This is a genomic window from Nocardia sp. NPDC051052 (genome assembly GCF_044456045.1).
GTDB lineage: Bacteria > Actinomycetota > Actinomycetes > Mycobacteriales > Mycobacteriaceae > Nocardia.
Genome location: NZ_JBITFL010000023.1, coordinates 16,075 through 41,369, shown reverse-complemented (window position 1 = coordinate 41,369; position 25,295 = coordinate 16,075). Strand labels below are relative to the sequence as shown.

Annotated in this window: 25 protein-coding genes; 12 read left to right on the top strand and 13 right to left on the bottom strand. The window is 67.9% G+C overall.

Annotated features, from left to right (window positions below; all coding sequences use genetic code 11):
- The 3 genes from ACIBCN_RS43035 to ppgK all read right to left on the bottom strand — a co-directional run bounded on the left by ACIBCN_RS43035 (position 1) and on the right by ppgK (position 2,830).
- Positions 1-228 carry a hypothetical protein gene (locus ACIBCN_RS43035; protein ID WP_396998478.1) on the bottom strand — a complete coding sequence of 76 codons (228 nt, stop codon included), beginning with the start codon at positions 226-228 and terminating at the stop codon, positions 1-3.
- Positions 229-420: 192 nt separating this feature from the next.
- Positions 421-1,785 (bottom strand): RNA polymerase sigma factor, encoded by a 1,365-nt coding sequence (locus ACIBCN_RS43030; RefSeq protein WP_396998476.1) that lies wholly within the window; start codon positions 1,783-1,785, stop codon positions 421-423.
- Between the two features lie 286 nt (positions 1,786-2,071).
- Positions 2,072-2,830: a polyphosphate--glucose phosphotransferase gene (gene ppgK / locus ACIBCN_RS43025; protein WP_396998474.1), complete on the bottom strand. Its 759-nt coding sequence runs from the start codon at positions 2,828-2,830 to the stop codon at positions 2,072-2,074.
- A 170-nt stretch (positions 2,831-3,000) separates the two neighbouring features.
- Here ppgK and ACIBCN_RS43020 point away from each other — a divergent pair, with 170 nt between their 5' ends.
- Positions 3,001-3,924 carry an inositol monophosphatase family protein gene (locus ACIBCN_RS43020; protein ID WP_396998473.1) on the top strand — a complete coding sequence of 308 codons (924 nt, stop codon included), beginning with the start codon at positions 3,001-3,003 and terminating at the stop codon, positions 3,922-3,924.
- Positions 3,925-3,973: 49 nt separating this feature from the next.
- On the opposite strand, the gene cei is transcribed toward ACIBCN_RS43020, so the two are convergent.
- Entirely contained in the window at positions 3,974-4,651 is a 678-nt protein-coding gene (gene cei, locus ACIBCN_RS43015) for an envelope integrity protein Cei (protein ID WP_150405932.1), read from the bottom strand.
- A gap of 417 nt (positions 4,652-5,068) precedes the next feature.
- Here cei and ACIBCN_RS43010 point away from each other — a divergent pair, with 417 nt between their 5' ends.
- The gene (locus ACIBCN_RS43010) at positions 5,069-5,371 is read left to right on the top strand and encodes a DUF4193 domain-containing protein (protein WP_396998471.1); all 303 of its coding nucleotides are present in this window, start codon (positions 5,069-5,071) and stop codon (positions 5,369-5,371) included.
- A gap of 14 nt (positions 5,372-5,385) precedes the next feature.
- Here ACIBCN_RS43010 and ACIBCN_RS43005 read toward each other — a convergent pair whose 3' ends face one another.
- Positions 5,386-5,871, bottom strand: a complete 486-nt coding sequence (locus tag ACIBCN_RS43005) for a DUF3093 domain-containing protein (RefSeq protein WP_396998526.1) — start codon at positions 5,869-5,871, stop codon at positions 5,386-5,388.
- Positions 5,872-5,950: 79 nt separating this feature from the next.
- Here ACIBCN_RS43005 and dut point away from each other — a divergent pair, with 79 nt between their 5' ends.
- Both dut and ACIBCN_RS42995 read left to right on the top strand, forming a co-directional pair.
- On the top strand, positions 5,951-6,439 hold the full coding sequence (gene dut / locus ACIBCN_RS43000) for a dUTP diphosphatase (protein WP_396998469.1): 489 nt from the start codon (positions 5,951-5,953) through the stop codon (positions 6,437-6,439).
- A 5-nt stretch (positions 6,440-6,444) separates the two neighbouring features.
- A complete protein-coding gene (locus ACIBCN_RS42995) occupies positions 6,445-7,287 on the top strand; it encodes a DUF3710 domain-containing protein (protein WP_396998525.1) in 843 nt (280 codons plus the stop codon).
- Between the two features lie 23 nt (positions 7,288-7,310).
- On the opposite strand, the gene ACIBCN_RS42990 is transcribed toward ACIBCN_RS42995, so the two are convergent.
- The gene (locus ACIBCN_RS42990) at positions 7,311-8,024 is read right to left on the bottom strand and encodes an alpha/beta fold hydrolase (RefSeq protein ID WP_396998468.1); all 714 of its coding nucleotides are present in this window, start codon (positions 8,022-8,024) and stop codon (positions 7,311-7,313) included.
- 128 nt (positions 8,025-8,152) lie between these two features.
- Between ACIBCN_RS42990 and ACIBCN_RS42985 the strand changes: the two genes are divergently transcribed.
- The 3 genes from ACIBCN_RS42985 to ACIBCN_RS42975 all read left to right on the top strand — a co-directional run bounded on the left by ACIBCN_RS42985 (position 8,153) and on the right by ACIBCN_RS42975 (position 10,039).
- On the top strand, positions 8,153-8,530 hold the full coding sequence (locus tag ACIBCN_RS42985; RefSeq protein WP_040736821.1) for an OB-fold nucleic acid binding domain-containing protein: 378 nt from the start codon (positions 8,153-8,155) through the stop codon (positions 8,528-8,530).
- 3 nt (positions 8,531-8,533) lie between these two features.
- Positions 8,534-9,250: a DUF3159 domain-containing protein gene (locus ACIBCN_RS42980; RefSeq protein WP_396998465.1), complete on the top strand. Its 717-nt coding sequence runs from the start codon at positions 8,534-8,536 to the stop codon at positions 9,248-9,250.
- Positions 9,251-9,415: 165 nt separating this feature from the next.
- The gene (locus ACIBCN_RS42975; protein WP_396998463.1) at positions 9,416-10,039 is read left to right on the top strand and encodes a sigma-70 family RNA polymerase sigma factor; all 624 of its coding nucleotides are present in this window, start codon (positions 9,416-9,418) and stop codon (positions 10,037-10,039) included.
- A gap of 40 nt (positions 10,040-10,079) precedes the next feature.
- On the opposite strand, the gene ACIBCN_RS42970 is transcribed toward ACIBCN_RS42975, so the two are convergent.
- On the bottom strand, positions 10,080-10,751 hold the full coding sequence (locus ACIBCN_RS42970; RefSeq protein WP_396998462.1) for a potassium channel family protein: 672 nt from the start codon (positions 10,749-10,751) through the stop codon (positions 10,080-10,082).
- 2 nt (positions 10,752-10,753) lie between these two features.
- A complete protein-coding gene (locus ACIBCN_RS42965) occupies positions 10,754-11,419 on the bottom strand; it encodes a potassium channel family protein (RefSeq protein ID WP_396998461.1) in 666 nt (221 codons plus the stop codon).
- A gap of 236 nt (positions 11,420-11,655) precedes the next feature.
- Here ACIBCN_RS42965 and ACIBCN_RS42960 point away from each other — a divergent pair, with 236 nt between their 5' ends.
- Positions 11,656-13,644, top strand: a complete 1,989-nt coding sequence (locus ACIBCN_RS42960; RefSeq protein ID WP_396998460.1) for an APC family permease — start codon at positions 11,656-11,658, stop codon at positions 13,642-13,644.
- On the top strand, positions 13,641-15,521 hold the full coding sequence (locus tag ACIBCN_RS42955; protein WP_396998458.1) for a TRAM domain-containing protein: 1,881 nt from the start codon (positions 13,641-13,643) through the stop codon (positions 15,519-15,521). The genes ACIBCN_RS42960 and ACIBCN_RS42955 overlap by 4 nt, the downstream gene beginning before the upstream one ends.
- A gap of 238 nt (positions 15,522-15,759) precedes the next feature.
- On the opposite strand, the gene ACIBCN_RS42950 is transcribed toward ACIBCN_RS42955, so the two are convergent.
- A complete protein-coding gene (locus ACIBCN_RS42950) occupies positions 15,760-16,563 on the bottom strand; it encodes an enoyl-CoA hydratase (protein WP_396998457.1) in 804 nt (267 codons plus the stop codon).
- Positions 16,564-16,662: 99 nt separating this feature from the next.
- Entirely contained in the window at positions 16,663-17,547 is an 885-nt protein-coding gene (locus ACIBCN_RS42945; RefSeq protein ID WP_396998456.1) for a lysostaphin resistance A-like protein, read from the bottom strand.
- 237 nt (positions 17,548-17,784) lie between these two features.
- Here ACIBCN_RS42945 and ACIBCN_RS42940 point away from each other — a divergent pair, with 237 nt between their 5' ends.
- Both ACIBCN_RS42940 and ACIBCN_RS42935 read left to right on the top strand, forming a co-directional pair.
- Positions 17,785-18,357 (top strand): TetR/AcrR family transcriptional regulator, encoded by a 573-nt coding sequence (locus ACIBCN_RS42940; RefSeq protein WP_396998455.1) that lies wholly within the window; start codon positions 17,785-17,787, stop codon positions 18,355-18,357.
- A complete protein-coding gene (locus ACIBCN_RS42935; RefSeq protein WP_396998453.1) occupies positions 18,354-19,748 on the top strand; it encodes an MFS transporter in 1,395 nt (464 codons plus the stop codon). Before ACIBCN_RS42940 ends, ACIBCN_RS42935 begins: the two co-directional genes overlap by 4 nt.
- Here the strand turns inward: ACIBCN_RS42935 and ACIBCN_RS42930 are convergent.
- A complete protein-coding gene (locus ACIBCN_RS42930; protein WP_396998452.1) occupies positions 19,729-20,409 on the bottom strand; it encodes an SIMPL domain-containing protein in 681 nt (226 codons plus the stop codon). The genes ACIBCN_RS42935 and ACIBCN_RS42930 overlap by 20 nt on opposite strands.
- Positions 20,410-20,509: 100 nt before the next feature.
- Entirely contained in the window at positions 20,510-22,375 is a 1,866-nt protein-coding gene (gene glsA, locus ACIBCN_RS42925) for a glutaminase A (RefSeq protein ID WP_396998451.1), read from the bottom strand.
- A 168-nt stretch (positions 22,376-22,543) separates the two neighbouring features.
- Between glsA and dxs the strand changes: the two genes are divergently transcribed.
- Complete coding sequence (gene dxs, locus ACIBCN_RS42920; protein ID WP_396998449.1) at positions 22,544-24,460, top strand: 1-deoxy-D-xylulose-5-phosphate synthase; 1,917 nt, start codon at positions 22,544-22,546, stop codon at positions 24,458-24,460.
- 156 nt (positions 24,461-24,616) lie between these two features.
- Here dxs and ACIBCN_RS42915 read toward each other — a convergent pair whose 3' ends face one another.
- Entirely contained in the window at positions 24,617-25,273 is a 657-nt protein-coding gene (locus tag ACIBCN_RS42915; RefSeq protein WP_396998448.1) for a PhzF family phenazine biosynthesis protein, read from the bottom strand.
- Positions 25,274-25,295 lie beyond the last annotated feature (22 nt).

Here is a 25,295-nt window from a genome sequence, read left to right as displayed (position 1 = left end):
TCACAGCCCGTGGCTGCGCGAGGCTTTCATGGCGGCGTCGGCCCGTGCGGCAGCGCTTTTCGCGCGCGCGGCGGCCTGCTTGACGAGCTTCTGCTCGGTATCGGTGATCTCGGCCTGGGTGACGCCGGGTGGCGGCGCGGGCGCGGCCTGGGCACGAACGACAAAACCGACCACGGCCAGCACGGCAGTGATCGCGACGGCGACGAACAGGGAACGCAGAACACGCACTAGTCCTCCAAGAATGATCAGGGTGGAGCCGGACCAAGCGAGAGACGAGACGATGTGGCACAGCCACCATAGCGGCCGTCGTGCTGCTCGTTTGCTCAGGCCCGCCGGAGATCATTACGGGAACGACAAAGCCCGCATCCGCCGGACCGCTGAAAAGAAAAGCGGCACAACGAATGCGGGCGTCGAAACGGACTAATCCAGGTAGTCGCGCAGGACCTGCGAGCGGCTGGGGTGGCGCAGCTTACTCATGGTCTTGGACTCGATCTGCCGGATGCGCTCACGGGTGACCCCGTACACCTGGCCGATCTCGTCGAGGGTGCGCGGCTGTCCGTCGGTGAGGCCGAAACGCAGCCGGACCACGCCCGCCTCGCGCTCGGACAGCGTCTCCAACACCGACTGCAGCTGATCCTGCAGCAGCGTGAAGCTCACCGCGTCCACGGCGACAACGGCTTCGGAGTCCTCGATGAAGTCACCGAGCTGGCTGTCGCCCTCGTCGCCGATGGTCTGGTCCAGCGAGATGGGCTCACGCGCGTACTGCTGGATTTCCAGCACCTTTTCCGGCGTGATGTCCATTTCCTTGGCGAGCTCCTCCGGGGTGGGCTCGCGGCCCAGGTCCTGGAGCAGTTCGCGCTGGATGCGACCGAGCTTGTTGATGACCTCGACCATGTGCACCGGGATACGGATGGTGCGGGCCTGGTCGGCCATGGCGCGGGTGATGGCCTGCCGGATCCACCAGGTGGCGTACGTGGAGAACTTGTAGCCCTTGGTGTAGTCGAACTTCTCGACGGCGCGGATCAGACCCAGGTTGCCCTCCTGGATCAGATCGAGGAACGCCATGCCGCGGCCGGTGTAGCGCTTGGCCAGCGAGACGACCAGTCGCAGGTTGGCTTCCAGCAGATGGTTCTTGGCGCGGTTGCCGTCGCGGACGATCCAGGTGTAATCGCGACGCATCGCGACCGGCAGCTTCTCGCCCTGCTCGGTGAACTCGCGCACCTTCTCCGCCGCGTAGAGGCCTGCCTCGATCCGCTTGGCGAGTTCGACCTCCTCTTCGGCGTTGAGGAGCGCGACCTTGCCGATCTGCTTGAGGTAGGCGCGCACCGAGTCGGCCGACGCGGTGAGCTCCGCGTCCTTGCGGGCCTGCCGTAGCGCCTCGGATTCCTCTTCGTCCCAGACGAAGTCGCCCGATGCCTTGTCGGCGGCGGTCGGCTCGACCTCCTCCTCGGCGGCCTCGGCGACCTCCTCGACGACCAGGTCCTCGGCCTCTTCGGTCAGGTCGTCCTCGGAGACCTCGAGATCGCCGAGATCGGCGACGTCGAGCGACTCGTCGTCGCCTGCGTCCTCGGGGACTGGCTCGCCGTCGGCTCCCACCTTCTTGGTGGCAGCCTTCTTGGCGGGCGCCTTGGCACCGGCCTTCTTCGCAGGCGCCTTCTTGGCAGCGGCCTTCTTCGCCGGAGCCTTCTTCGCGGCAGCCGCCTTACGGACCGGCCGTGCTTCGGTTACATCTGCGGAATCGGCCTCGGCCGAATCGGCGGTCTGACGGGTATTCGTGGCTACCACGTACGCCCTTTCGTGACGGTCTCGTGCGGCGTCACGCCAGAGTGGTCTTCCGGCGGAGCGGTCTGTCGGGTTTCACCGGCGGAAGGCCGGTCGGGTTTCACCGGCTCAACACCGGGCACGTTCCATTGTAACGATCTAACCAGGGTACCTATGGCCACCATGCATAAGGCGGCGCTTCGCAAGCTCAGCTTCACTCGATGTCAGCAACGGTAAAGCCTTCGTTCACTGCGCTACACCCACGGTATACCGTCCGAAGACGCCACGTCGCAGGGTTGCCACAGCCGGTTTACGGCGCGATGCCCGCGTCGATCGCCATCGCGGCGCCGACGATGCCGGCGGTGTTCCGTAGATGCGCGGGAATCACCTGAGTTCGGTTGGTGAGCAACGGAATCCATTGATCGGCGTCGCGGCTGATGCCGCCGCCCGCGACGAACACCTTCGGCCAGAAAAGGTTCTCCAGACCGCTCAGTACGGTGCTCACCTCGGCGGCCCACTGCTCGAAGCTCAACCCGTCGCGATCCTTGATCGAGGCGGCGGCGCGATGCTCGGTCTCCATGCCGCCGATCTCGAGATGGCCGAGTTCGCTGTTGGCCACCAGGGTGCCGTGGTACAGCAGGGCCGAGCCGATGCCGGTGCCGAAGGTCAGCAGCAGCACCAGCCCGGCGAAATCCTTTGCCGCGCCGTAGCGGTCCTCGGCCAGGCCCGCCGCGTCCGCGTCGTTGAGCACGGTCACCTCGCGCCCGTCCAGGGTGTCCGAGAACAGCGTCCGTGCGTCGGTGCCGACCCAGGCCTTGTCGATGTTGGCCGCGGTGCGCGCGACGCCGTCGAGGATGACCGAGGGCAGGGTGATGCCGACCGGTCCGTCCCAATCGGCTTGCGCGACCAGCTTTGCCACCGCGTCGGCGACGGCCTGCGGGGTGGACGGATGCGGTGTCGCGATCTTGATGCGTTCGTGGACCAGCTCACCGGTCGCCAGATCCACCGCGCCACCCTTGACGCCGCTGCCGCCGATATCGATGCCGAATGCGTGCCCCCGAGCGGACATGACTGAGCCCTCGTTCCTGTGCTGGCCGGTGTGGAGCACAACACCGATGCACAAGGCTGCACCCCGGCCGCGAGCGGCGCTACGGTGGTGTGCCCGACGACGGCGTTGTGTCGTGCACGACAAGAGTAATGCGCGATCGATGCTGCGCGTGCCCGAGGATCTGTGATGCGATGGGGAGCGTGCCGGAAACCTCATCGCCCGTGTCCGACTACACCTCCGAGATCATCGTCGCCCGCGGCGACGAGGCTGAACTGCGCAGAGTCGCGGTCGACCTCGCCGAAACCGCCGCGGCACACGTCCGCGCCCGCCGCCCCGAGGTCTTCGGTCAGGCGGGTGGACCCGCCGAAGACGCGGTGCAGTCCAAAAGCCATCCGACCGATCCGGTGACCATCGTGGACACCGAAACCGAAGAACTCATCCGCGGCCTGCTCGCCGAACAGCGCCCCGGCGACCCCATCCTCGGCGAGGAGGGCGGCGGCAGCCTCGCCGACTCCGCCGCCGACGTCGTGCACTGGGTAGTAGACCCAATCGACGGCACGGTGAATTTCCTGTATGGCATCCCCGGCTACGCGGTCTCGGTGGCCGCGATGCGCGGCGGCCGGCCGGTCGCCGGCGCGGTGGTTGACGTCGCCAGGCGGGCCACCTACAGCGCCGGTCTCGGGCTCGGCGCGATCCGGGTGGGCGCCGAGGGCGCGGTGGAACATCTGCGCTGCACGCCGGTCGAGACGGTGTCGATGTCGTTGGTGGCCACCGGTTTCGCCTACGGCAAGCACCGGCGGACCAGGCAGGCTCAGCTGATCGCCGAGATCCTGCCGCAGGTGCGTGACATTCGTCGCTTCGGCGCGGCCGCGCTCGACCTGTGCCACGTCGCGGCGGGCCGGGTGGACGCCTACTTCGAGCACGGCCTCAACGCCTGGGACTGGGGCGCGGGCGCGCTGATCGCGGCCGAGGCGGGCGCCCGCCTCACCCTGCCGCCCGCCACCGCGCCGGGCGAGGCGGGCGACCTGGTGATCGCCGCCGCCCCCGGCATCGCCGACGAGCTGTTCGAGCTGCTCGACCGCGTGGGTGCCACCGAGGCGATCCTGGACCGCTGAACGCGAAAAAGCCCGATCGGCGGTTGCCGATCGGGCCTTTGCCTGTCACTTAGCAGCGGGCCTGTCTGGCCGCTTCCAAGAGCTTGATGTCGATCGAGGTGCTGTTGCCCGGCGCCGGGTTCTTCAGCGACCGCAGCACCTCCTCGGCGTCGTTGCTGGGCCGGATGTCGCGGAACAGCGAGCCGAGCACCATGTCGACCGTCTCGTCGGCCCGCTGGTCCTCGATCAGCTCGGCGCACGGCACTACCAGCTGGACCGACGCGGCGGCCGGTCGGCCGTTCACGCCGAACCGGATCTGGCCGGTGCATTCCAGGTCGCCGTTGACGTATACCGAATCGTTGCCATATTGCGTTCCCGGCGCGCTGGCGAACCCGAGGTCGCCGAACTGCGCCGCGACGTGCGCGGCCTGGCCACGCTGGTTGTTCGCGTTGAGCACGCGCACCCGGCTTGCCGCCAGCGGCGCCGGTTCCACGTCCTGCAGCCGGCTCGCGCCGACCCGCTGACCGAGCGTCGCCGCCGGTTGAGCGCCCGGCTCGGTGGCCGGGCTCGGCGAGTTGCACGCCATCGCGCTGGTGTCGTGCTCGGTCGTCGTCAACGCCTTGACCCACACAATTGTGCAGATCAGCGTGACGATGCCGAGCATGATGAGCCAGGGCTGCGGGCGCCGTCGGAGGAAGGGCCTGCCCTGGGAATCCACGGGGCGGCCTTCGGTGATCAGTGAAACCACCAGCACACTCTACGAAAGTGTCACGCCTTCCGGGCACGGCAGGCCGACGGAGGCGGCCGGGGCGCGCAAATATCCCCGCAAGGTCTCGGGAAGTTCGACGGACGGTGTCGATTACCCGTCGGTTTCGAATCGTCTGTGTTTTGATTGCGACTTTTGTGCTGGGGTCCGCTATTGTCTGGCGGCCCAGATCGAATCGCCGGTGGCGAAATTGGTGGTCGGTCGCGGGAACAAGTAGGGCATGTCCTGCGTTTACCGAGCGCTATCCGGAGTGGATCAGCCCGATCCGACCTGATGGGTGACCGGTGTACGTGTGACGTGCACCACCGGCGGGGCGGTGCGAGTCGCGGCGGTTCCAGCAGGAATCGGTGTGAGCAATCCGGTCCGGGATATATGAAGTAAGGACGAGGGGAAGACGACATGGCAACCGACTATGACGCACCGAGGCGTACCGAAACCGACGATGTGTCGGAAGATTCGCTGGAGGAGCTGAAGGCTCGTCGTAACGAGGCACAGTCCGCCGTCGTGGATATCGACGAATCCGATACCGCGGAGTCGTTCGAGCTTCCCGGCGCGGACCTGTCCGACGAAGTGCTGAGCGTTCGGGTGGTCCCGAAGCAAGCCGACGAGTTCACCTGTTCCAGCTGCTTCCTCGTGCACCACCGGAGCAGGCTGGCCAGCGAGAAGGGCGGTCAGCTGATCTGCATGGACTGCGCGGCTTGAGCTAGCTCAGGTGATCAGCCCGCGCTGGGCAGCCCCAGCGCGGCTAGGACCCGCTCGGGATGACGCGTGCTGACCAGCCAGTACGGCGTCGGATCGTCCGGGTCGTCGAGAACGAGCAGCACCATCGGGCCGATCCATGGCCGATGCTGCACATAGGCGGCGGGGTCGAGCTGGCGACCCAGCGCCGCACTCTTCGCCGTGCGGGCGACGATGGCCGCGCGGGCGACGAAATTCACCGGCAGGTGGGCGCGGTCGGCGCGAAGTTCCGACGTGCCCGACGCGTCCGGCGAGACCTCGACGCGGTGCCTGCTCAGCCACACCAGCACCCACACCGGAATCGGGAACAGCAGCACGTAGGGCAGCCACGCCCGCAATCCCGGTGCGCCCATGTGGATTTCGGCCGCCAGCAGCCCGGCGATGGCGAACGCCACCGGCCACCACCACAGCGGCACCCAGAGGCGCTCGCGGTATGGCTTGGGGGTTTGCTGGTTCTCGTCCATCTTCACGGGGTTGGGCTGGTCCGACACGACTCAACACTAATTCACGACACTGACTGGTCAACGCGTAGGCTCGACCAACGTGAGCGCACTTTCACCCATACCCTTGCTGCGGCTGGATCCCGGCATCCCCATGCCCGCGCGCGCCCATCAGGGCGACGCCGGCGTGGACCTGTGCACCACGGAAGACGTCATCCTGGAACCGGGGGAGCGGGTGCTGGTCGGCACCGGCGTCGCGGTCGCGCTACCCGTCGGCACGGTCGGCCTGATCCATCCGCGATCGGGGCTGGCCGCCAAGACCGGTCTGTCGGTGGTGAACACCCCCGGCACGGTCGATGCCGGATACCGGGGCGAGATCAAGGTGTGCCTGATCAACCACGATCTGCGCACGCCCATCGAATTGCGCCGGGGTGACCGGATCGCGCAGCTGCTGGTGCAGCGGGTGGAACTGGTCGACTTCGTGGAGGTCGACACGCTCGACGAAACCGCGCGCGGTGCGGGCGGTTACGGGTCGAGCGGCGGTCACGCGAGTCTGACCGGTGCGGGCCAGGCCACCGTCAAGGAGGCGTGATGGGCATGTTCGGCAAGAAGAAGAGATCCTCGGACGACGACCGGTACCCGGCCGACGACTATGACGAGCTCGACGAGTACGACGACGAAGATCAGTACGACACCGACGAACATCCGGTGGTCGCCGGGAATTACCGCGACGCCGGGGTCGCGGGTTCGGGTCCGTACGACTTCACCGAGGTTTCCGACCTGTTGGAGAAGGTCACCGATCAGCGGCTCGACCTCGGCTCGGTGATCCTGCCGGTGCCGCAGGGCGGCCAGCTGCAGGTCGAGATGACCCCCGACGGCACACCGCAGGCCGTGCACCTGGCCACCGAGCACGGCAGGCTCACCGTCGCCGCGTACGCCGCGCCGAAGTCGGCGGGCCAATGGCGCACGGTGGCCGCCGATCTCGCCGATTCGCTGCGCAACGACGGCGCGCGGGTCGCGGTGGAGACCGGTCCGTGGGGTCGCGAGCTGCTCGCCATCACCGAGGGCGCGGATCTGCGATTCATCGGTGTCGACGGGCCACGCTGGATGGTTCGGCTGGTCGCGGCGGGACCGTCGGGCGCGTCGAACGACGGCAGTCCGCTGGTCGCGGCGGCCCGGGCGATCTTGCGCGAGACCGTGATTCGGCGCGGCGACGATCCGCTGCCGGTGCGTGAGCCACTACCCGTGGTGCTGCCGCAGGAACTGGCCGAACAACTGGCCGCGGCGCACCAGGCACAGGCCGACGCCCAGCAACAGCAGGCGGCGGCGCAGGCCGCGGCCGCGCAGGCGGGCCCGCAGGGCGTGGTGCCGCCACGGATGCCGGAGGGGCCGCGCCGTGGTGCGGACGGTTCGGCGATGCAGCAGCTGGGCCTGAATTAACGAGTCGCTCGATCTGAGCTGATTCAGCCGAGTGCCAGCGCGGCAAATCCCATGTGCCCCAGGATCGCCGGATCCGCGCCGAGTTCGGCGAGGGTGATCCGGTGGATCGCGGAGCGCGGGATGAGCGCCGCCCACTCCTCGGCGATCGCGAACGGATGCACCGGATCGTCCACGGCCGTCACCACCGCGACCGGCACCTCGATGGTGCCGAGCAGTTCGGTCCCCGGCCACTTGTAGTCGGCCGCTTCCTCCAGTGCCGCAGGCAGATTCGGCCACTGCGACCGCCACGACCGGGTCAGCGTTTCGGCGAGCCAAGGCGGGCTGCTCGCCCGCATCCGCTCGATCACCGCGTCCAATCCGTCGGCGCGCAACTGTGCCGCCGTCGCCGACGCGCTCAACGCGGCGGGGCAGGCGGTGGTGTCCGGTCCGGTCCAGCCCGGCAGCGCCGCGATCACCCCGGCCGTCCGTTCCGGATGCTCGGCCGCCCACTCGATCGCCACCGCGGCACCCAACGAGATTCCCGCCACAACAATCGGTCCCGCCGCGGCCGCCGCGTCGAGCGCGGCCCGGTAACTCGCGACCACCGCCCTCGGGTCCGGCTCCACCGCGACCACGTCGAGACGGCGCGCTGTGCAGGCGGGTTCGAACGCGCGACGCGCGAAATCCGCGTCGGATCCGGTTCCGGGCAGCGCCACGACGACGTGGGCGGCCGACGCGGAGTGTGGGGAGTCGAACACCGGTCCGAGCGTAGCGGGGGTGTGCTGGTGCATCTACAGTGGCGGGTGTACGTCCACCGCCGGTCGTGCTGAGAATCCACGATGGTGTGCGATCCACACTGTCTGCTCTATGCAGGAGAGCGTGCGAAATGTCATCCGCTGCCTCAGGGTATTTTCGACGTCTGGGCCGCAGACTGACCGAGGATCTGGACCAGTTGGACGCCGAGGAGCTTGCCGAGAAATCGGAGGCTTCTGGAGCGTGCCGTGCGTCGGAGTGTCGCCGCGGCGACGAGGCCACGATGCTCGGTAAGCTGCGCAGTGTCGAAGCGTGTTCGAAGTCCGCGGGCGCTACTGTGCAGGCGGAATTCTTCGACGGAACCGATGCCATCACCCTGGTCTGGATCGGCCGTCGGCGCATTCCCGGTATCGAGCCGGGGCGGCGTATCTTGGTTCGCGGCCGCGTCGGTGATCGAGACGGCCGCAAGGTGATCTACAACCCCTACTACGAACTGCGCGGGAACAGCTGACGTATGCCATCGAGCAACGACAACGCCCCCTCGGGCGAACAAACCCCCTCGACCGAACAGCTCGAGCCGGATCCGGCTCTCGCCCTCGACGAGGATGAGGAAGCGGCCGAACAGACGTTGCTCGAGCAGTTGGGCGGCTTCAGCGGCCTGATCTATTCGACCGTCCCCGTCGTCGTGTTCGTTCCGGTGAACAGTTTCGCCGGGCTGACCGCGGCGATCTGGGCCGCCCTCGGGGTGGCCGCGCTCATCCTGGTCTGGCGCCTGATCCGGCGTAGCCCCATCCAGCCCGCCATCTCCGGCTTCCTCGGCGTCGGCATCTGCGCGTTCATCGCCTACCGGATGGGTGAGGCCAAGGGCTTCTTCCTGTTCGGCATCTATACGAGCCTGGTGTACGCGGGCGTCTTCCTGATCTCGATGCTGGTGCGCTGGCCACTGGTCGGCGTGATCTGGGGCGTGCTGAACGGCCACGGCACCGACTGGCGCAGCGATCAGCGGGTGCAGCGCCTCTACTACGTCGCGACCACCACCTGGGTGCTGGTCTTCGGCGCCCGCTACCTGGTGCAGTCACAGCTCTACGACACCGACCGCACCGGCTGGCTCGCGTTCACCCGCATCGCCATGGGCTGGCCGCTCACCGCAGTCGCGCTGGCGGTCACGGTCTGGGCGGTGCGCCGCGCGGGGCATATGCCCACCAAGACCGCGGTGGCCGAGCCCGCGTAGGGCGTTAACCCCGCGGGCCTTCGCCGCGAAAACCCTCCGGGGTGGTGTAGTCCCACCGCAGAGGTGGAGGGTTACCCACCCTGGGGTGCCTGGAGGGAAGCCCGAGTTCATCAGACGATCGTTGCGTACAGAAAACAACGCACGATCGTAGGAAAGGACTCGGACGTGGCTACCGAGCACAACACCGCAGCATTGTCGAAGAACCACAATCCGGCCCTGTCGGAGAGCCGCCGGGTGGCGGCCGAACTGGACAAGTTGATCGGCCCCGCGGCAGCGGGCGACCGCAACGCCGTCACCGAGATCGTCCGCATCGTGCATCCGCTGGTCCGCCGGTATTGCGGTGCGCGCCTTGGTAATACGGCGCACCTGCAGGTCACCGCCGACGACGTGGTGCAGGAGATCCTGATCGCCACCGTCAAGGCGATCCCGCGCTACCGCGATCAGGGCAAGTCCTTCCTCGCCTTCGTCTATGGCATCGCCTCGAACAAGGTCGCCGACGCGTTCCGCCGGTCCCAGCAGCACCCGACCTACCCGATGGCCGAGATGCCGGACACCGCGTCCACCGAGGCCGGGCCCGAGGAGTGGGCGCTCGCGCTCGAACGGCGCGCGGCCACCAAGGAACTCATGAAGATCCTGGCCCCCGCGCACCGCGAGGTGCTGGTGATGCGCATCGTGCTCGGCTGGTCGGCGGCGCAGACCGCCGAGGCCATCGGCACCAGCCCCGGCGTGGTCCGGGTGATGCAGCACCGCGCGCTGAACAAGCTGCGCGCGGAACTGAAGGTCGCCTGAGGCGAAGTCGCGACCGCCGCGCATCAGCCCTGTCGGGGAGTCAAGGCTTGATGCCGTGGTTGGCGAGTTCGACCCTGAGGTCTTCTTCGGCCTCCACCGAGGTCACGAACAGCAGCTCGTCGTCGCCCTCGAACGGATCATCGGGTTGCGGCACGATTACCCGGCCGCCGCGCAGAATCGTCACCAGGGCGGCGTCGCGCGGCAGGGTGAGCGTGCGCACCGGCTTGCCCGCCAGCCCGGTGTCGCCGGGCAAGGTGATCTCGACCAGGTTGGCCTGACCCTGCCGCAGCGTCATCAGGCGCACCAGATCGCCGACCGTGACTGCCTCTTCGACGAGCGAGGCGAGCAGGCGCGGTGTGGACACCGCGACGTCCACACCCCATGACGAATCGAACAGCCACTCGTTGCGCGGATCGTTCACCCGCGCCACCACCCGGCGCACGCCGAACTCGGTCTTGGCGAGCAGGCTGTGCACCAGATTGGCTTTGTCGTCGCCGGTGGCCGCGATGACCACCTCATAGGTTTCCAGTCCCGCGTCCTCGAGCAGGGCGAGCTCGCAGGCGTCGGCGTGCACCCAGACCGCGTCCGGGATCGCCTCCGGCTCGATGTGGTCGAGTTGCCGCTCGAGCAGCATGACGTCGTGTCCGCCGCGCAGCAATTCCCTGGCGATGGATCGGCCGACGGCGCCTGCCCCGGCGATGGCCACTTTCATGTTCAGTCCTCGCTCGCGGGGGGTTTGCCTGCCAATGCGACGGCCTCACCCACAGAACCGGAGGTGGCGGCGACATAGACGACGTCGTCAGCCTGCACGATGGTCTTGCTGTCGGGCAGCAGGCCCTGACCGAATCGGATGATGAAGGCGACGCGCACGTTCACATCGCGTTCCAGGTCGCGCACCGTCCGGCCATACCAGTCCTCGTGCAACGTCAGCTGCGTCACAGCTACCGTTCCGGTCGGGTCGCGCCAGGTGGTGGTGCTGTTGTCGCCGATGAGGGCGCGCAGGAACCGGTCGGTGGTCCACGGCACGGTGGCGATGGTGGGGATGCCGAGCCGCTCGTAGACCGCGGCGCGCTTGGCGTCATAGATGCGCGCGACCACGCGCTCGACGCCGAACATCTCGCGGGCCACCCGCGCGGAGATGATGTTGGAATTGTCGCCCGAGGAGACCGCGGCGAACGCGTCGGCCCGCTCGATTCCGGCCCGTACCAGCACATCTCGATCGAAACCGACGCCGGTCACCCGCTCACCGGTGAAGTCCTGGCCCAGGCGGAGGAAGGCGGCCGGGTCCCGATCGATCACGGTGACCTCGTGGCCGACCCGGACCAGGGCACGGGCCAGCGCCGAGCCGACGCGCCCACAACCCATGATCACTACGTACACCCGTGCACCCTCGTTCCTGGAACCAAGCGTTCGGTCTGCTAATTATGTGGTCGAACGGTACCTGTCGAATCATTCCATCGGCCACGTTCCCCCTCCGCCGGGTGGCCAAACCTGCGAGCCGCGCGCGCGACCGCCTTCGCGTGCGCTGTGTCGGACCTGCGGCATTCGCGGGCCCTGCGTGGTTAAGCGGCGCTGCCGCCTCCAGGCCTGACGCTCGTGCCGCTATGCTCCCTCCAGTGTCCAAGTTGACGACGGCAGCGAAACGAATGCTGCTGGGCAGGCCTTTCCGTAGTGATTCGCTTGGCCATACCCTGCTGCCGAAGCGCATCGCCCTCCCGGTGTTCGCCTCCGATGCCATGTCCTCGGTCGCCTACGCGCCGGAAGAAATTTTTCTGGTGTTATCCGCCGCCGGGATCTCGGCCTATGTCTATGCCCCCTGGGTCGGTCTCGCCGTCGCCTTGGTGATGGCGGTGGTCGTAGCAAGCTATCGGCAAAACGTGCACGCCTACCCGTCCGGCGGCGGTGACTACGAGGTCGCGACGACCAACCTCGGGCCCAATGCCGGTCTGACCGTCGGCAGCGCGTTGCTCGTCGACTACGTGCTCACGGTGGCCGTCTCGATTTCCTCGGCCGCGTCCAACATCGGCTCGGCGATTCCGTTCGTCGCCACGCACAAGGTGTTGTTCGCGGTGGTCGCGATCGCCATCCTGACCGCGATCAACCTGCGCGGCATCCGCGAGTCGGGCACCACCTTCGCCGTCCCCACCTACGCGTTCATCGTCGGCATGTTCATCATGCTCGGCTGGGGACTGTTCCGGATCTTCATTCTCGGCGACAACCTGCAGGCGGAGTCGGCCGGTTTCGGATTGAAGGCGGAGGACGAGCACCTGTACGGGGTCGCCTTCGCCTTTTTGATCGCCCGCTCGTTCTCCTCCGGTTGCGCCGCGCTGACCGGTGTCGAGGCGATCAGCAACGGGGTGCCCGCGTTCCGAAAGCCGAAGTCGCGCAATGCCGCCACCACCCTGCTGATGCTCGGCACCATCGCGATCGTGCTGCTGCTCGGCATCATCATTCTGGCCCAGAAGATCGGGATCGTGTACGCGCACAACGACGCCGATCTGATCGGCGCGCCGCCGGGGTACCACCAGAAGACGCTGATCGCGCAGCTCGCCGAGACGGTGTTCCACGGATTCCCGGTCGGGTTCTTCTTCATCACCACGGTGACCGCGCTGATCCTGGTGCTCGCCGCGAACACCGCGTTCAACGGATTCCCGGTGCTCGGTTCGATTCTGGCGCAGGACCGTTACCTGCCCCGGCAGCTGCACACCCGCGGCGATCGGCTGGCGTTCAGCAATGGCATCCTGTTCCTGTCCGGTGCGGCGATGGCGTTCGTGGTGCTGTTCGGTGCCGAGGTCACCAAGCTGATCCAGCTTTACATCGTCGGCGTGTTCGTCTCCTTCGTGCTCAGCCAGACCGGCATGCTGCGGCACTGGACCCGATTGCTGCGCACCGAAACCGATCCGGCGCAGCGGTCGCGGATGATGCGGTCCAGGGTGATCAACGCCGTCGGCCTCACCGCGACCGGCGCGGTGCTGATCATCGTGCTCATCACCAAGTTCTTCGCAGGCGCCTACATCGCCATCTGCACCATGGTGGCGATCTTCATCGTGATGAAAATGATTCGCAGGCACTATGATTCGGTGTCGCGTGAGCTGGAAGAACAGGAGTGGGACGGCGTGCTGCCCAGCCGCTCGCACTCGATCGTGCTGGTGTCCAAGCTGCATCTGCCTACCCGGCGCGCCCTGGCCTATGCCCGCGCCACCCGGCCGGACACCCTGGAAGCGATCACCGTGAACGTCGACGAGGCCGACACCAGGGCGCTGGTGCGCGAGTGGGAGCAGAGCGATGTCACCGTGCCGCTCAAGGTGATCGAATCGCCGTACCGCGAAATCACCAAGCCCGTCCTCGATTACGTCAAGCGGGTGCGCAAGGATTCGCCGCGCGATGTGGTGACCGTGTTCATCCCCGAGTACGTGGTCGGTCACTGGTGGGAACAGGTGCTGCACAACCAGAGTGCGTTGCGGCTCAAGGGGCGACTGCTCTTCGAGCCGGGTGTGATGGTGACCAGCGTGCCGTGGCAGTTGAGTTCGTCCACCCGGGCACGTACGCCCGGCATGGTGAACGCGCCGGGAGCGGTCCGCCGCGGTTACGACGATCGCTCATGACCGATTGGCGCGACACGACTTTCGAGGTGCGCCTCGGCCCGCCAGGACACGGTGGGTTCTGCGTCGGCAGGCACGAGGGCCGCGTGGTGTTCGTACGGCACGGGCTGCCGGGTGAACTGGTGCGGGTGCGGGTCACCGAGGACCGCGGCGGGTCCTTTTGCCGCGCGGACGCGGTGGAGATCCTCGAGGCATCCCCGGACCGCGTCCCCGCCACCTGTCCGGTCTCCGGCCCCGGCGGCGCGGGATGCTGCGATTTCTCCTACGCCACCCCGAAAGCCCAACGGGCGCTGAAGGCTTCGGTGGTCGCCGAACAGTTGCGCAGACTCGCCGGCATCGATCGGGAGATCGTCGTCGAACCGATCACCGGCTCCGGCGACAGCACCGGCGGCTGGCGCACCCGCATCCGGCTGGCCGTCGACGCCGAAGGACGAGCGGGCGTACACGGCTACCGCAGCACCGAGGTGATCACGGATCTGCGCTGCCCCCAACCGGTTTCGGGTGCGCTGGACGGGATCGCGGATCGATTGTGGACGCCGGGAGCGGATTTGGTGATCGCCGTCGACGGTGACGGTGTGCGTCACATCATCGAGCTCGCCCCGGCCGCTGACGGGGATCGAGGGAAATCACGCGGCGGTGAGTGGCAGCGAGCCGAGTCCGGCGGTACGCGTCGCGGGGATCAGCGCGGTCGGGACCGACGTGGGCGCGCCGAGCGCCGACGTCCCGGCGACGACGAGCGCGGACGGCAGGCCCGAGCCGACGACCAAGGCGTACGCGGGCGCGACGCCGGTGCTGGGCGTAGCGGAGCCGAGCGCGACAACCGCCGCCGTCCGACCGGCAAGCCGGGCAGCGACCTGCGCGGCGGCGACGCGCCGGGTAGCACCGAGCGCGGGCATCGCCGCCGCCCCGGTGAAATCGGTGGCGTCTGGAGCGGCGGCACCGCGCGGCGCGATACGAACGATGATCGCCGCCCTGATGAGACCGAGCTTCGAGACGATACGCAAGACGGCGGTCGTCGCGGCTCTGCTCCGCACAACCGCAACCGACACGGTGGCCTCGGCCGGCCTGATAGCGATGACCGAGCCGTCGATGGCCGTGACGAGTCGCGCGGGGCCGATGAACGCAGCGGTCGGCAACACGCTGGTCGGCGTGGTGACGATGACCGCGGCGTAGGGCGCGCGGAGGTGCGGTACGACGCCGACGGTCGGCTGGAGGCACCGCAGGCCGGTGAGCGGCGCAACGCGTCTGCTCGGCGCGCGGCCACGCACGCGGCGCGCGACGAGTGGGTGATCTCCGGAACCGGACGTGCGGTCGAGTATGTCGCCGGTCGCCGCTGGGAGGTCTCCGCGACCGGCTTCTGGCAGGCGCATCACGGTGCCGCGCAATGCTATTCGGACCTGATCGCAGAGTGGTCCGGATTGCATCCGGGCGCCCTGGCCTGGGATTTATACAGTGGCGCAGGCGTTTTCGCCGCCCGCCTGGCCGATCAGGTCGGCCAGACGGGCGCGGTACTCGCGATAGAGTCCGCCCGCCCGGCGGTCGCCGACGGCACCGCGGCCCTGCGTGACCTGCCGTGGCTCGACCTGCACGCCCAGCGAGTAGAGCGCTGGGTCACCGAACGCGTCGGCGGCGCGGCCCCCGACGTCATCGTCCTCGACCCACCCCGCGCGGGCGCGGGCAAGGAGGTGATCGCCGCGATCACCACCACCGGCCCCCTCCGCATCATCCACATCGGCTGCGACCCAGCCGCTTTCGCCCGCGACCTAGGCCTCTACCAAGCCGCAGGCTACCGCCTGGCCGCCCTGCGCGCCTTCGACGCCTTCCCCGGCACCCACCACGTCGAATGCGTCGCACTCCTCGAACCCGCATTGCCGGAGTGACTTAGCGACGCACACCAAGTGCTGTGCCGGTGGCAAGGCACTAGCCACTGTGGAAGGACCGCACACCCACCGTGTAAGCCGCACACCGCGTGTACTGGGGGTGCGGCTTCTACGGGGAGTGTGCGGCTAGGTTTTGGCCCGATGGTCGGGCTTGGGTGGCTTCGGTGTTTTTCGACGCATGCGGGCCCGGGGCGCAAGGTGTGTGCGGGTATTGATGGGCCGACGTCGGGGGTTGTGGTCAGTCGTCGTAGACCGGGGGGCGGCGGTCGCGACGGGCGCGGATGGCTTCGTCGAAGTTGTCGGTGGTGAGGCGGACGTAGAGTTGGGCCATGCCCTCGTGTTGCATGTGGGATTCGAAGCCGCCCGCTTCCATGCCGCTCCACAGCATGCGTTTGGTGAGTTCGGTGCCCACCCGGCTGAAGCTGATGATGCGGTCGGCCAGGTCGTAGCAGGTTTCGAGGAGCTTGGCGGCGGGCACGGTGCGCGAGACGAGGCCGATGCGTTCGGCCTCGGTGGCGTCGACGTCGCGCCCGGACAGCATGATCTCGAAGGCGCGGGAGGCGCCGATGGCGCGGGGCAGCAGGTAGCTGATGCCGAGTTCGGTGGAGGTGAGGCCGTTGTTGATGCCCGCGGCGCGAAAGTAGGCTTCCTCGGCCGCGATTCGGATGTCGGTGGCGACGCTGAGGCAGAATCCACCGCCGATGGCGGCACCGTTGATCGCGCCGATCACCGGCTGGTTCATCCGCCGCAGCGTGATCATCACATCGTTGAGCAGGTCCATCGAACGGCGCGCGACGCTGGTGACGGTGAGTCCCTCGACATTGGGCACCTTGCCCGCGCTCTGCAGGTCGGCGCCGGAGCAGAAGCCTTGCCCCGCGCCGGTGAGCACCACGACACGAATGTCGTTGTCGGCGCTGACTTCTTCCAGCGCCTCGCGCAACGGAATCATCACGTCGAACGCCATGGCGTTCATCCGATCGGGACGATTGAGCGTGACCAGGGCGACGTGTGGTCGCGGTGTGTCGATGAGCACGAACGACATACGAACCCCTAACCAGCGACGGCCTGTCACCGACTTCTCAATATAAGTGGTCCGCGGACCACGCTCGTCCGATCGTGATCAAGACGCCCGCACCGGGTGTCAGCCGAATGACGGCCAGGAGTTTGCCGGAGCCGCAAAGGTTTCCGATCTAACGGCGACCCGGTGCACCGGGAACCAGGTGAACAGCACCGCCGCGATGACGGTGAGCACGCCCCAGCCGACGAATCCGCACCCGGCGAACAGCGGATTCGCCTCGTGCGCGGGAGAGTTGAACAGGCCGAACAGCATTGCGCTGCCGTTGATCGCGGCGTGCGCGACGACGCACGGCCAGATGCTGCCGGTGTACATCCGGAGCCAGCCGAGGATGGCGCCGAGCGGCACGCAGAATCCGATGAACGCGACAGCGGCCCAGGCGCCGAGGTTCGGATAGTTGTAGCCGAGCAGCGTGAGCGGCGCGTGCCACAGCGCCCATATCACCCCGGTGGCAATGATTCCGCCGGTGATACCGAGGCGGCCGGTGAGCTGCGGCATCAGCCAGCCGCGCCAGCCGAGTTCCTCGCCGAGCGCGAACGGCACGGTGCCGAGGGTCGACACGGTGACCGCGTCGACGACGACGGCCGCCACGATCGCGGGGCTCGGGAAATCGAAGACGTACACGCCGAACAGCACGCTCAGTCCGAACGCCGCCCAGAGGAACAGCGGCGCGCCGAGCCAGGCGAGCACCGTGAGCCACGCCGTCCGCCGTGGTCGCGCGCCGAGCCGTAACCCGTTCTGCGAGAACAGCGCAGACCAGGGCAGCCGCCGATAGCGCCACACCGCGAGCACGCCGAGCGCGGGTGCGAACATCATCATCGCGGCACCCGTATGCAGCCACAATCCGGATTGCAGACCCTGACCGTCGAGCCATGGTCCGCAGGCGAGCACCCAGGCCGCGCCGAACGCGACGAGCAGGAACAGAGCGAAATCGTTGCGACGAGCGATCATCCGACATCCTTAGGACGGCGTGCTGCCTTACCTACTCAGACGCAGCGCGAACCCATCCGGTTCCATCGATGTCGAAAGTTCCTCTTCGAGACGTGAAGTCGCTGCTATGACCGCATCGAGTCGCTGCTCCTGCCGACTAGTTCGTTTGTAGCGCTCCACTTTCCGTCGCTGTTGGGCGTACGCGGCTTGTTCTATGTCACATTTATTTAGTAGTTAGTAACTAGTAACTTAGCCAGCATGGCGGAACGGATGAGCGGAACCGATCGACGCGCCCAGGTGCTGGCCATCGCGGCGAAGGAGTTCGCGGAGCACGGATTACACGGCGCGTCGACGGAGGCGATCGCACGAGCGGCGGGGATCACGCAGGCGTACATCTTCCGAATGTTCGGGACGAAGAAGGCCCTGTTCCTGGCGCTTGTCCAGGCGGCGTTCGAGCGGCTCAGCGAGGGGATGCGCGAGGCGGGCGCGGGGCAGACGGGCCTGGACGCGCTCTCGATGATGGGTGGCCAGTACTTCGACCTGCTCGCCGATCGGACCGGGTTGTTGTTGCAGCTGCAGGGCTTTGCCGCATGTGGCGATCCGGAGGTGCGGGACGCGGTGCGGTCGTGTTTCGCCCGGATGTGGGATACCGCCGCGGACGGCACCGGACTCGAGCCGGTGACCGTGAAGACCTTTCTCGCGTTCGGCATGCTGCTGAACGCCGGCGCCGCGATGGACGTCGAGCAGGTCGACGCGGCATGGGCCGAGGGTGTCCGCACCCGGATCCAGTCGGATCTGTTCGCGCACATCACCTCCGAGACGAACCGATGAACACCCGGACGAACGACCACACCGTCGTCGCCGCCCGGCTGAGCGGCGCACTGGTCTGCACGGCGTTGGCGGGCGCGGTGGTCGGCAGCGTCGGCGCGCCCCTCATCACGCCGGTCGCCACGGGAATGCACGTATCCCTGGCCGCCGCGCAGTGGACTTTGACGGTAACCCTGTTCAGCGGCGCGATCGCGGGCCCCGTGCTCGGCAGGCTCGGCAGCGGCCCGTACCGCCGCGGCACGATCCTGGCCACCCTCGCCCTGGTCACCGTGGGTGGGTTGCTGACGGTGCTGCCACTTCCGTTCGCGGCGTTGCTGATCGGACGCGGATTTCAGGGACTCGCGGTCGCGGTCGGGGCGCTGTTGATGAGCGTCGCCCGCGCCCACCTGCCACCGGAGCGTTCGGCGTCGACGATCGCCGCGTTGTCGGTCGCCTCGACGGTAGGTATCGGGGTCGGCTATCCGGCGATCAGCCTGCTCGACCAACTCGCGGGCCTGCGCGCCGCGTACGGACTCGGGCTCGTCCTCTCCGTAGCGGCGCTGGTCATCGCCTGGCGGACACTGCCGGTCGAGGCGCCGGGGGAGTTGCCCCGGATCGACGTCACCGGCGCGCTGCTGCTCGCGTTCGGCACGCTCGGGCTGCTGCTCGTCGTCGCCGAACCCGCGATGTGGGCGACCGCGTGGCTGGCCGGTGGCATCCTCGTCGGTGCCGTCGCGGTCCTGGCCGGGTGGGCGTTCCTCGAACTGCGCACCGAGGCACCGTTGGTGGACCTGCGGCTACTCGGTCACCGGCCCGTCCTGCGCGCGAACCTGGCGATACTCGTCGCCGGGACAGGTTTGTACCTGCTGTTCAGCCTGTTCACCCGCTATGTGCAGACTCCCGTCGGCGCCCACTACGGATTCGCGCTGCCCGGCGTCGCCGCGGGCGCGGCACTGATCCCGTTCTCGCTGCTCGGGTTCGTCGCCGGAAAGGTGGTGCCGCGTCTCATCGCGCGCATCACCGAACGATGGACGTACGCGCTCTCGGTCGCGATCGCCGTCGCCAGCGCACTGCTGTTCGCCGCTACCATCCAGTCACTGCTCGCGGTCCTCGCCGCGATCGCGCTGCTCGGCTTCGCCGTCGGCGGCGTCTTCGCGGTAATGCCCAAGCTGGTGCTTGTCGGTGTGCCCCAAGCGGAGACGGCCAGTGTGCTCTCGATCAACCAGATCGCCCGCAGCATCGGTATGAGCATCGGCAGCGCGCTCGCGGGGTTCCTGCTCGCCACCACTACACCGAACGGCACGCTGCTGCCCACTCAGAACGGGTACCTCACCGCGGCGCTGTGGGCGCTACCTCCGCTGGTCGTCAGCGCACTGGTCGTCGCCACACACCGACCTAGTCCAGCTGCCAGGTGACCCGGATCCCCGCCGAGATCTCGCTCTCGCCGAGCTCGACCGGAACCGGCGCGGCACCGTAAGCATCCATCGCGATCGACATCGCCTTCACCCGCGGAATGGAAGGCGGTGCGGAGGAAGTGTTCTCGGTGATCTCGAGCACCGCGCCGAGCGCCCGGCCCGCCCGCGCCGCGAACTGCTCGGCCTTGGCGACCGCGTTCTCCCACGCCGCGTCCCGCGCTTGGACGAGCAGCGCCTCCTGGTCGGCGAAGGTGAGGGTCAGCCCACCGAGCCGAACATCGTCGCCGCCCGCGTCGACGGCGTTGGCGATGATCGTCGCGGGACCCGGATCGGCGTCGTCGCCGAGGTTGCGCAACGCGATGGTCAGCGATGTGCTCGCGAGATAGCCGGTGATCCGATTGCCCTGGCCCTCGGTCCACACCGTCTCGGTGTGCACCGACAAGCCACTGGTCGCGATGTCCTTGCCCTCGACACCATCGGAACGCAGCGATCGGGTGACCCCGGCAACCCGCTCGCCGGCCCTGCTGTAGGCGAGCGCCACCTTGCCCGCCCGGCATTCGACGGAAATCGTGACGCGCATCAAATCCGGTGTGGCACGCGCGGTGCCGCTACCGAAAATCGTGACGGTGCCCGCACCCGCGGACTCGGACTTCTCGCTCACGGCATACTCCTCGTTCGGTCGGCGGATGAGTCTCACTTCATGTGGTCAACGGCGGAGACAACACAATCGTTCGCGGGATCGAGGTGAGTCACATGGTCGATCAATAATCGCCCCCGCGCACCGCGATCGCGCGCACCGCCGCGTCCATTTGCGCATACGCCCCCGCCGCCAATCGCTCGAGCAATGCCAGCTTCAACTGCGGCGCGCGCGACGCGAGTTGATCGAATCGCGCAGGACTCAACACCGCCACCCGCACTGCGGTCTCCGCCCGCGCCTCGTTCACGAACGGCGTCCCCACCAGCATCGGAATCTCGCCGAACGACATCCCGGACGACAAACTCACCAGCCGGTGTGTCCGGTTATCACTGCCTTCGAAGGTGATGCGCACCCGACCCTCGAGGATCAGATACAACCCGGACCGCGCACTGCCGCGCCGCGCGATCACCTCGCCGCGCGCGAAAGTGTGCACCTCGAACTCCTTGGCCAGCTGCACCCGATCATCGGACTCGAGCGCCGCGAGCGCCTGGTGATCCTCGATCGAGATCGACGTGCACACCGGCTCGTCGCCGGGCCGATGCTGGTCGAGCACGATGTCCTCACACCATTCGGTCGCCGTGTCGCGATCGATGAACACCCGACCGCGCGGATCGTCCGGATCCAGGCTGGACACCAGGTGCCCGAGCTTGGCATCGGGATCGACCAGCGCCACCCGCACGCCGACCGCCGCGAGTTCGGTTTGCAGATCATCGATCATCCGCATCGCGATCTCGCTCACCTCACCGACTCGGCGCAGATCGACCACCAGCGCTTCGAGCTCACCCGCCTGCGCCTCGATGGTCCGCACCGCACTCTCCGCGCCCGCGAACAACAGATCGCCGTGCAACTCGTAGACGCGCGCCCGATGCCCGTGTTCGGCGAGCACGGCGATCTCCTCGGTCGTCCTGCGCAGCCGCGACGGCACCTCGGCCACCGAGTATCCGGCCCGGATCGCCGTCCGCGCCGCCCGCGTGACGTGCAGAAAGTGCAGCTCCAACCGCTCCGACAGCTCCCGGCAGGCCGCGACACCGCGCACGCTGTTGCCGTGCTTGTCCAGCCGAGGGGAGTAGACCGCGATGCCGATCTGCCCCGGCAGCACCGCGACGATGCCACCGCCGACCCCGCTCTTCGCGGGCAGCCCGACGCTGGTCACCCAGTCGCCCGCCGCGTTGTACATGCCGCAGGTGGTCATCACGCTGAGCACCCGCTCGGTCAGCACCGTAGACAGTGCGCGTTCGCCGGTCACCGGGTTGCGCCCGTTGTTGGCCAGCGTCGCCGCCATCTGCGCGAGGTCGCGGCAGGTCACGTCGAGCGAGCACTGCCGGAAGTAGCGATCCACCGCCTCGTCCGGATCGGAGTCGATGATGCCGAACGAGCGCAGCATGTAGCCGATCGCGCGATTGCGGAAACCGGTGCGCGCTTCGGACGCGTACACCGCCTCGTTCATGCTCAGTTCGCGCCCGGCGAAGCGCGAATAGCAGCGCCGGATGCGCTCGAATCGCTCGACCGGATCCGAACCGGTGATCAGCGACGCGGCGGTGATCGCGCCCGCGTTGATCATCGGATTGCGCGGCCGCTCGGTCACCGGATCCAAGCTGATCTCGTTGAACGCCTCCCCGGAGGGCTCGACGTCGATGCGCTCGTCCACGAACTCGGTGCCGCGATCGGCCAGCGCGAGCGCGTAGGTGAACGGTTTGGAGATGGACTGGATGGTGAACGAGGTGTCCAGGTCGCCGGTGCCGTAGACCCGCCCGTCGGCGGTGGCCAGGCACAGGGCGAACGAATCCGGCTGTGCCGCAGCGAGTTCCGGAATGTAGTCGGCAAGTGTACCGGAATCGTCGGGACGGCACAGGTGAAAGACGTCGGTGACGATCCTGGACACTACGCCCGGTTCGATTGTCCGCTGGATCGCCTCTTCGGGCTGGGCCACACGAACACTCTAGGCCGAGTACGGTATGCCGAGGCTCACATTTCACCCGTGATGTCGGCAGGTGGGGGTCGTTGCCAGGTGTGGCAGTTGGGTTCTCGTTCGAAAGCACTGCCCGCCGCTCCGTAGACTGATCGGATCAGAAGCGCTATCCGGAGGGAGCGAGTTCAGGTGGGAGTGCTTTCCCGGGTCGACACGCCCGAAGATCTTCGTCCGCTCACCGCACCGCAATTGCGTGAGCTGGCGGACGAGATCCGCGATTTCCTCGTGCAGAAGGTTGCCGCGACCGGTGGGCACCTCGGCCCGAACCTAGGCGTGGTCGAGCTGACCATCGCGCTACACCGGATCTTCGACTCGCCGGCCGACCCGTTGATCTTCGACACCGGCCACCAGGCCTACGTGCACAAGATCCTGACCGGCCGCAAGGGCGATTTCGACACGCTGCGCAAGCAGGGCGGCCTGTCCGGCTATCCGAGCCGCGCCGAGAGCGCGCACGACTGGGTGGAGTCCTCGCACGCCTCCGCGTCGCTGTCCTACGCCGACGGCCTGGCCAAGGCGTTCGCGCTGACCGGGCAGGACCGGCACGTGGTCGCCGTGGTCGGCGACGGCGCGCTCACCGGCGGCATGTGCTGGGAGGCACTCAATAACATCGCGGGCGCGCCGGACCGGCCGGTGGTGATCGTGGTCAACGACAACGGCCGCTCGTACGCGCCGACCATCGGCGGCCTGGCCGACCGGCTCACCGCATTGCGCACCCAGCCCGCCTACGAGCACGCGCTCGACGCCGGGAAGCGGATCCTGAAGAGCATCCCGCGGGTCGGCGAGTCCGCGTACTCGATGATGCACGCGGTGAAGGCCGGGATAAAAGACGCGGTGAGCCCGCAGGAGCTGTTCAGCGACCTCGGGATGAAGTACGTCGGCCCGGTCGACGGACACGACATCGTCGCGCTGGAATCGGCGCTGCGCCGGGCCAAGGACTTCGGTGGCCCGGTCGTGGTGCACGCGGTGACGCAGAAGGGGCACGGGTACGCACCCGCCGAGAACCACATCGCCGACCAGATGCACGCCTGCGATCCGATCGATCCGCTCACCGGCGTGCCGGTCGGCGGGCCGAAGGCGCTCGGCTGGACGTCGGTGTTCTCCGAGGAGCTCGTCGCGCACGCCGAGCGGCGCGACGACATCGTCGCGATCACCGCGGCCATGCCCGGCCCGACCGGGCTCGCGGCGTTCGGTGAGCGGTTTCCGGAGCGGATGTTCGATGTCGGCATCGCCGAACAGCACGCGATGACGTCGGCGGCCGGGCTCGCGCTCGGCGGCATGCATCCGGTGGTGGCGATCTATTCGACGTTCCTCAACCGCGCGTTCGATCAGTTGCTGATGGACGTCGCGCTGTTGAAGCAGCCAGTCACCGTCGTGCTGGATCGCTCCGGCATCACCGGGCCCGACGGTGCCAGCCACAACGGCATGTGGGATCTGTCCGTGCTCGGCATTGTCCCAGGGATCCGGGTGGCGGCGCCGCGCGATGCGGCGACCCTGCGCGAGGAATTGGCGGAGGCGCTCGCCGTCAACGACGGACCCACCGCGATCCGATTCCCCAAAGGCAGTGTCGCCGACGATATTTCGGCGGTCGAGCGGCTCGACGGGGTCGATGTGCTCCGGCTTGCCAGCGGCGACCGCACCGCGCTGGACGGCGCCGGATCGGTCCAGGCGGTCCGTGGTGATGTGCTGCTGGTGGCCGTCGGCTCCTTCGCCGAGACCGCCCTGCAAGCCGCGGATCTGCTGGAGACCGAAGGTGTTTCGGTCACCGTGATCGATCCGCGCTGGGTACTTCCCGTCTCCGACACCCTGGTCAAACTTGCCGAGAACTACCGGCTCGTAGTGACTGTGGAAGACGGCGGCTTACACGGCGGCATCGGCTCAACCCTGTCGGCGCGGTTGCGGAACTCCGGACTGGACATCCCAACCCGCGATCTCGGTGTGCCACAGCAGTTCCTGGATCACGCGTCGCGCGGTGCGGTGCATGCGGAGCTCGGGTTGACCGCGCCGGACATCGCCCGACGGATCGGTGGGTGGCTCGCCGCACGGTGAGCCAGGCTCGGTCGCCGCGAACGACTGACTCGCCCATCGCGCACGATTGCGGCTGCACAGTTCATGCGCGGCAGGCCCGGCTATCGTCCGATCGTCGTGAGCCGTCGCGGGTGTCGCCGAGCGGATGCGCCGCGCCATCGCGTTCGTTGGTGCGAGTCAGTACTCGGCCTTCTTCTTTTGCCTTACGCGTCCGCCTACTTCGATCAGGCCGTCCGACCGCAGGGAAGTCACGATTTGTGAGCCGCGGCCCTGCGAAATGTGCAGGGGGCGGCCGAGGCTGGCGGTGAGCAGCAGCGCTGCGGCGCCCGTTGCCTCGTCCTCATCGATGCCGTCGCCGCGGCCGGGGAAGGCGCGGGCTCTGATCTGACCGGCCTGCTCGTCCTGCCAGGCCCAGGCGTAGATCCACTCGCCAGGTTCCGGCACCACCAGTGCGTCCACCGCTGCCGCGGAGTCGTATTGGCGCAGTGTGCGCGGCGGCACCCATTCGGCTTGCGCCGCAATCCAAGTGAACTCTCCATCGGCCCGGGTGCGCACCACGCCTGCTGGTGTGACCAGGGCGGGGACGTCGAGCAGCCAGGCCGTGCCGACGCACGGGTGCCCGGCGAAAGGCAGCCGAAGTGTCGGCGTGTAGATGTCGATGACGCCAAGCTCGGGATCATCGACGAACACGGTCTCGCTGAACCCCAGCTTCCTGGCGAAGGCTTGGCGCTCGCCTTCCGCAGGGACGGCAGCGCCATCACGCACGACTCCGAGCTCATTGCCGTACCGGCCGTCAGGCCCACAGAAGACACACAACACGTCGTACTCAGTCACCCTCGTAGTCAACCATTTCGAT

What these genes read in the sequence shown, in the direction of transcription:
- ppgK (WP_396998474.1), bottom strand. Translation starts at nt 2,830, where the DNA reads ATGTCCGCTCGGGGGCACGCATTCGGCATCGATATCGGCGGCAGCGGC.
- ACIBCN_RS43020 (WP_396998473.1), top strand. Translation starts at nt 3,001, where the DNA reads ATGGGGAGCGTGCCGGAAACCTCATCGCCCGTGTCCGACTACACCTCC.
- ACIBCN_RS43010 (WP_396998471.1), top strand. Translation starts at nt 5,069, where the DNA reads ATGGCAACCGACTATGACGCACCGAGGCGTACCGAAACCGACGATGTG.
- ACIBCN_RS43005 (WP_396998526.1), bottom strand. Translation starts at nt 5,871, where the DNA reads ATGGACGAGAACCAGCAAACCCCCAAGCCATACCGCGAGCGCCTCTGG.
- ACIBCN_RS42995 (WP_396998525.1), top strand. Translation starts at nt 6,445, where the DNA reads ATGTTCGGCAAGAAGAAGAGATCCTCGGACGACGACCGGTACCCGGCC.
- ACIBCN_RS42985 (WP_040736821.1), top strand. Translation starts at nt 8,153, where the DNA reads ATGTCATCCGCTGCCTCAGGGTATTTTCGACGTCTGGGCCGCAGACTG.
- ACIBCN_RS42980 (WP_396998465.1), top strand. Translation starts at nt 8,534, where the DNA reads ATGCCATCGAGCAACGACAACGCCCCCTCGGGCGAACAAACCCCCTCG.
- ACIBCN_RS42970 (WP_396998462.1), bottom strand. Translation starts at nt 10,751, where the DNA reads ATGAAAGTGGCCATCGCCGGGGCAGGCGCCGTCGGCCGATCCATCGCC.
- ACIBCN_RS42955 (WP_396998458.1), top strand. Translation starts at nt 13,641, where the DNA reads ATGACCGATTGGCGCGACACGACTTTCGAGGTGCGCCTCGGCCCGCCA.
- ACIBCN_RS42950 (WP_396998457.1), bottom strand. Translation starts at nt 16,563, where the DNA reads ATGTCGTTCGTGCTCATCGACACACCGCGACCACACGTCGCCCTGGTC.
- ACIBCN_RS42945 (WP_396998456.1), bottom strand. Translation starts at nt 17,547, where the DNA reads ATGATCGCTCGTCGCAACGATTTCGCTCTGTTCCTGCTCGTCGCGTTC.
- ACIBCN_RS42940 (WP_396998455.1), top strand. Translation starts at nt 17,785, where the DNA reads ATGGCGGAACGGATGAGCGGAACCGATCGACGCGCCCAGGTGCTGGCC.
- ACIBCN_RS42935 (WP_396998453.1), top strand. Translation starts at nt 18,354, where the DNA reads ATGAACACCCGGACGAACGACCACACCGTCGTCGCCGCCCGGCTGAGC.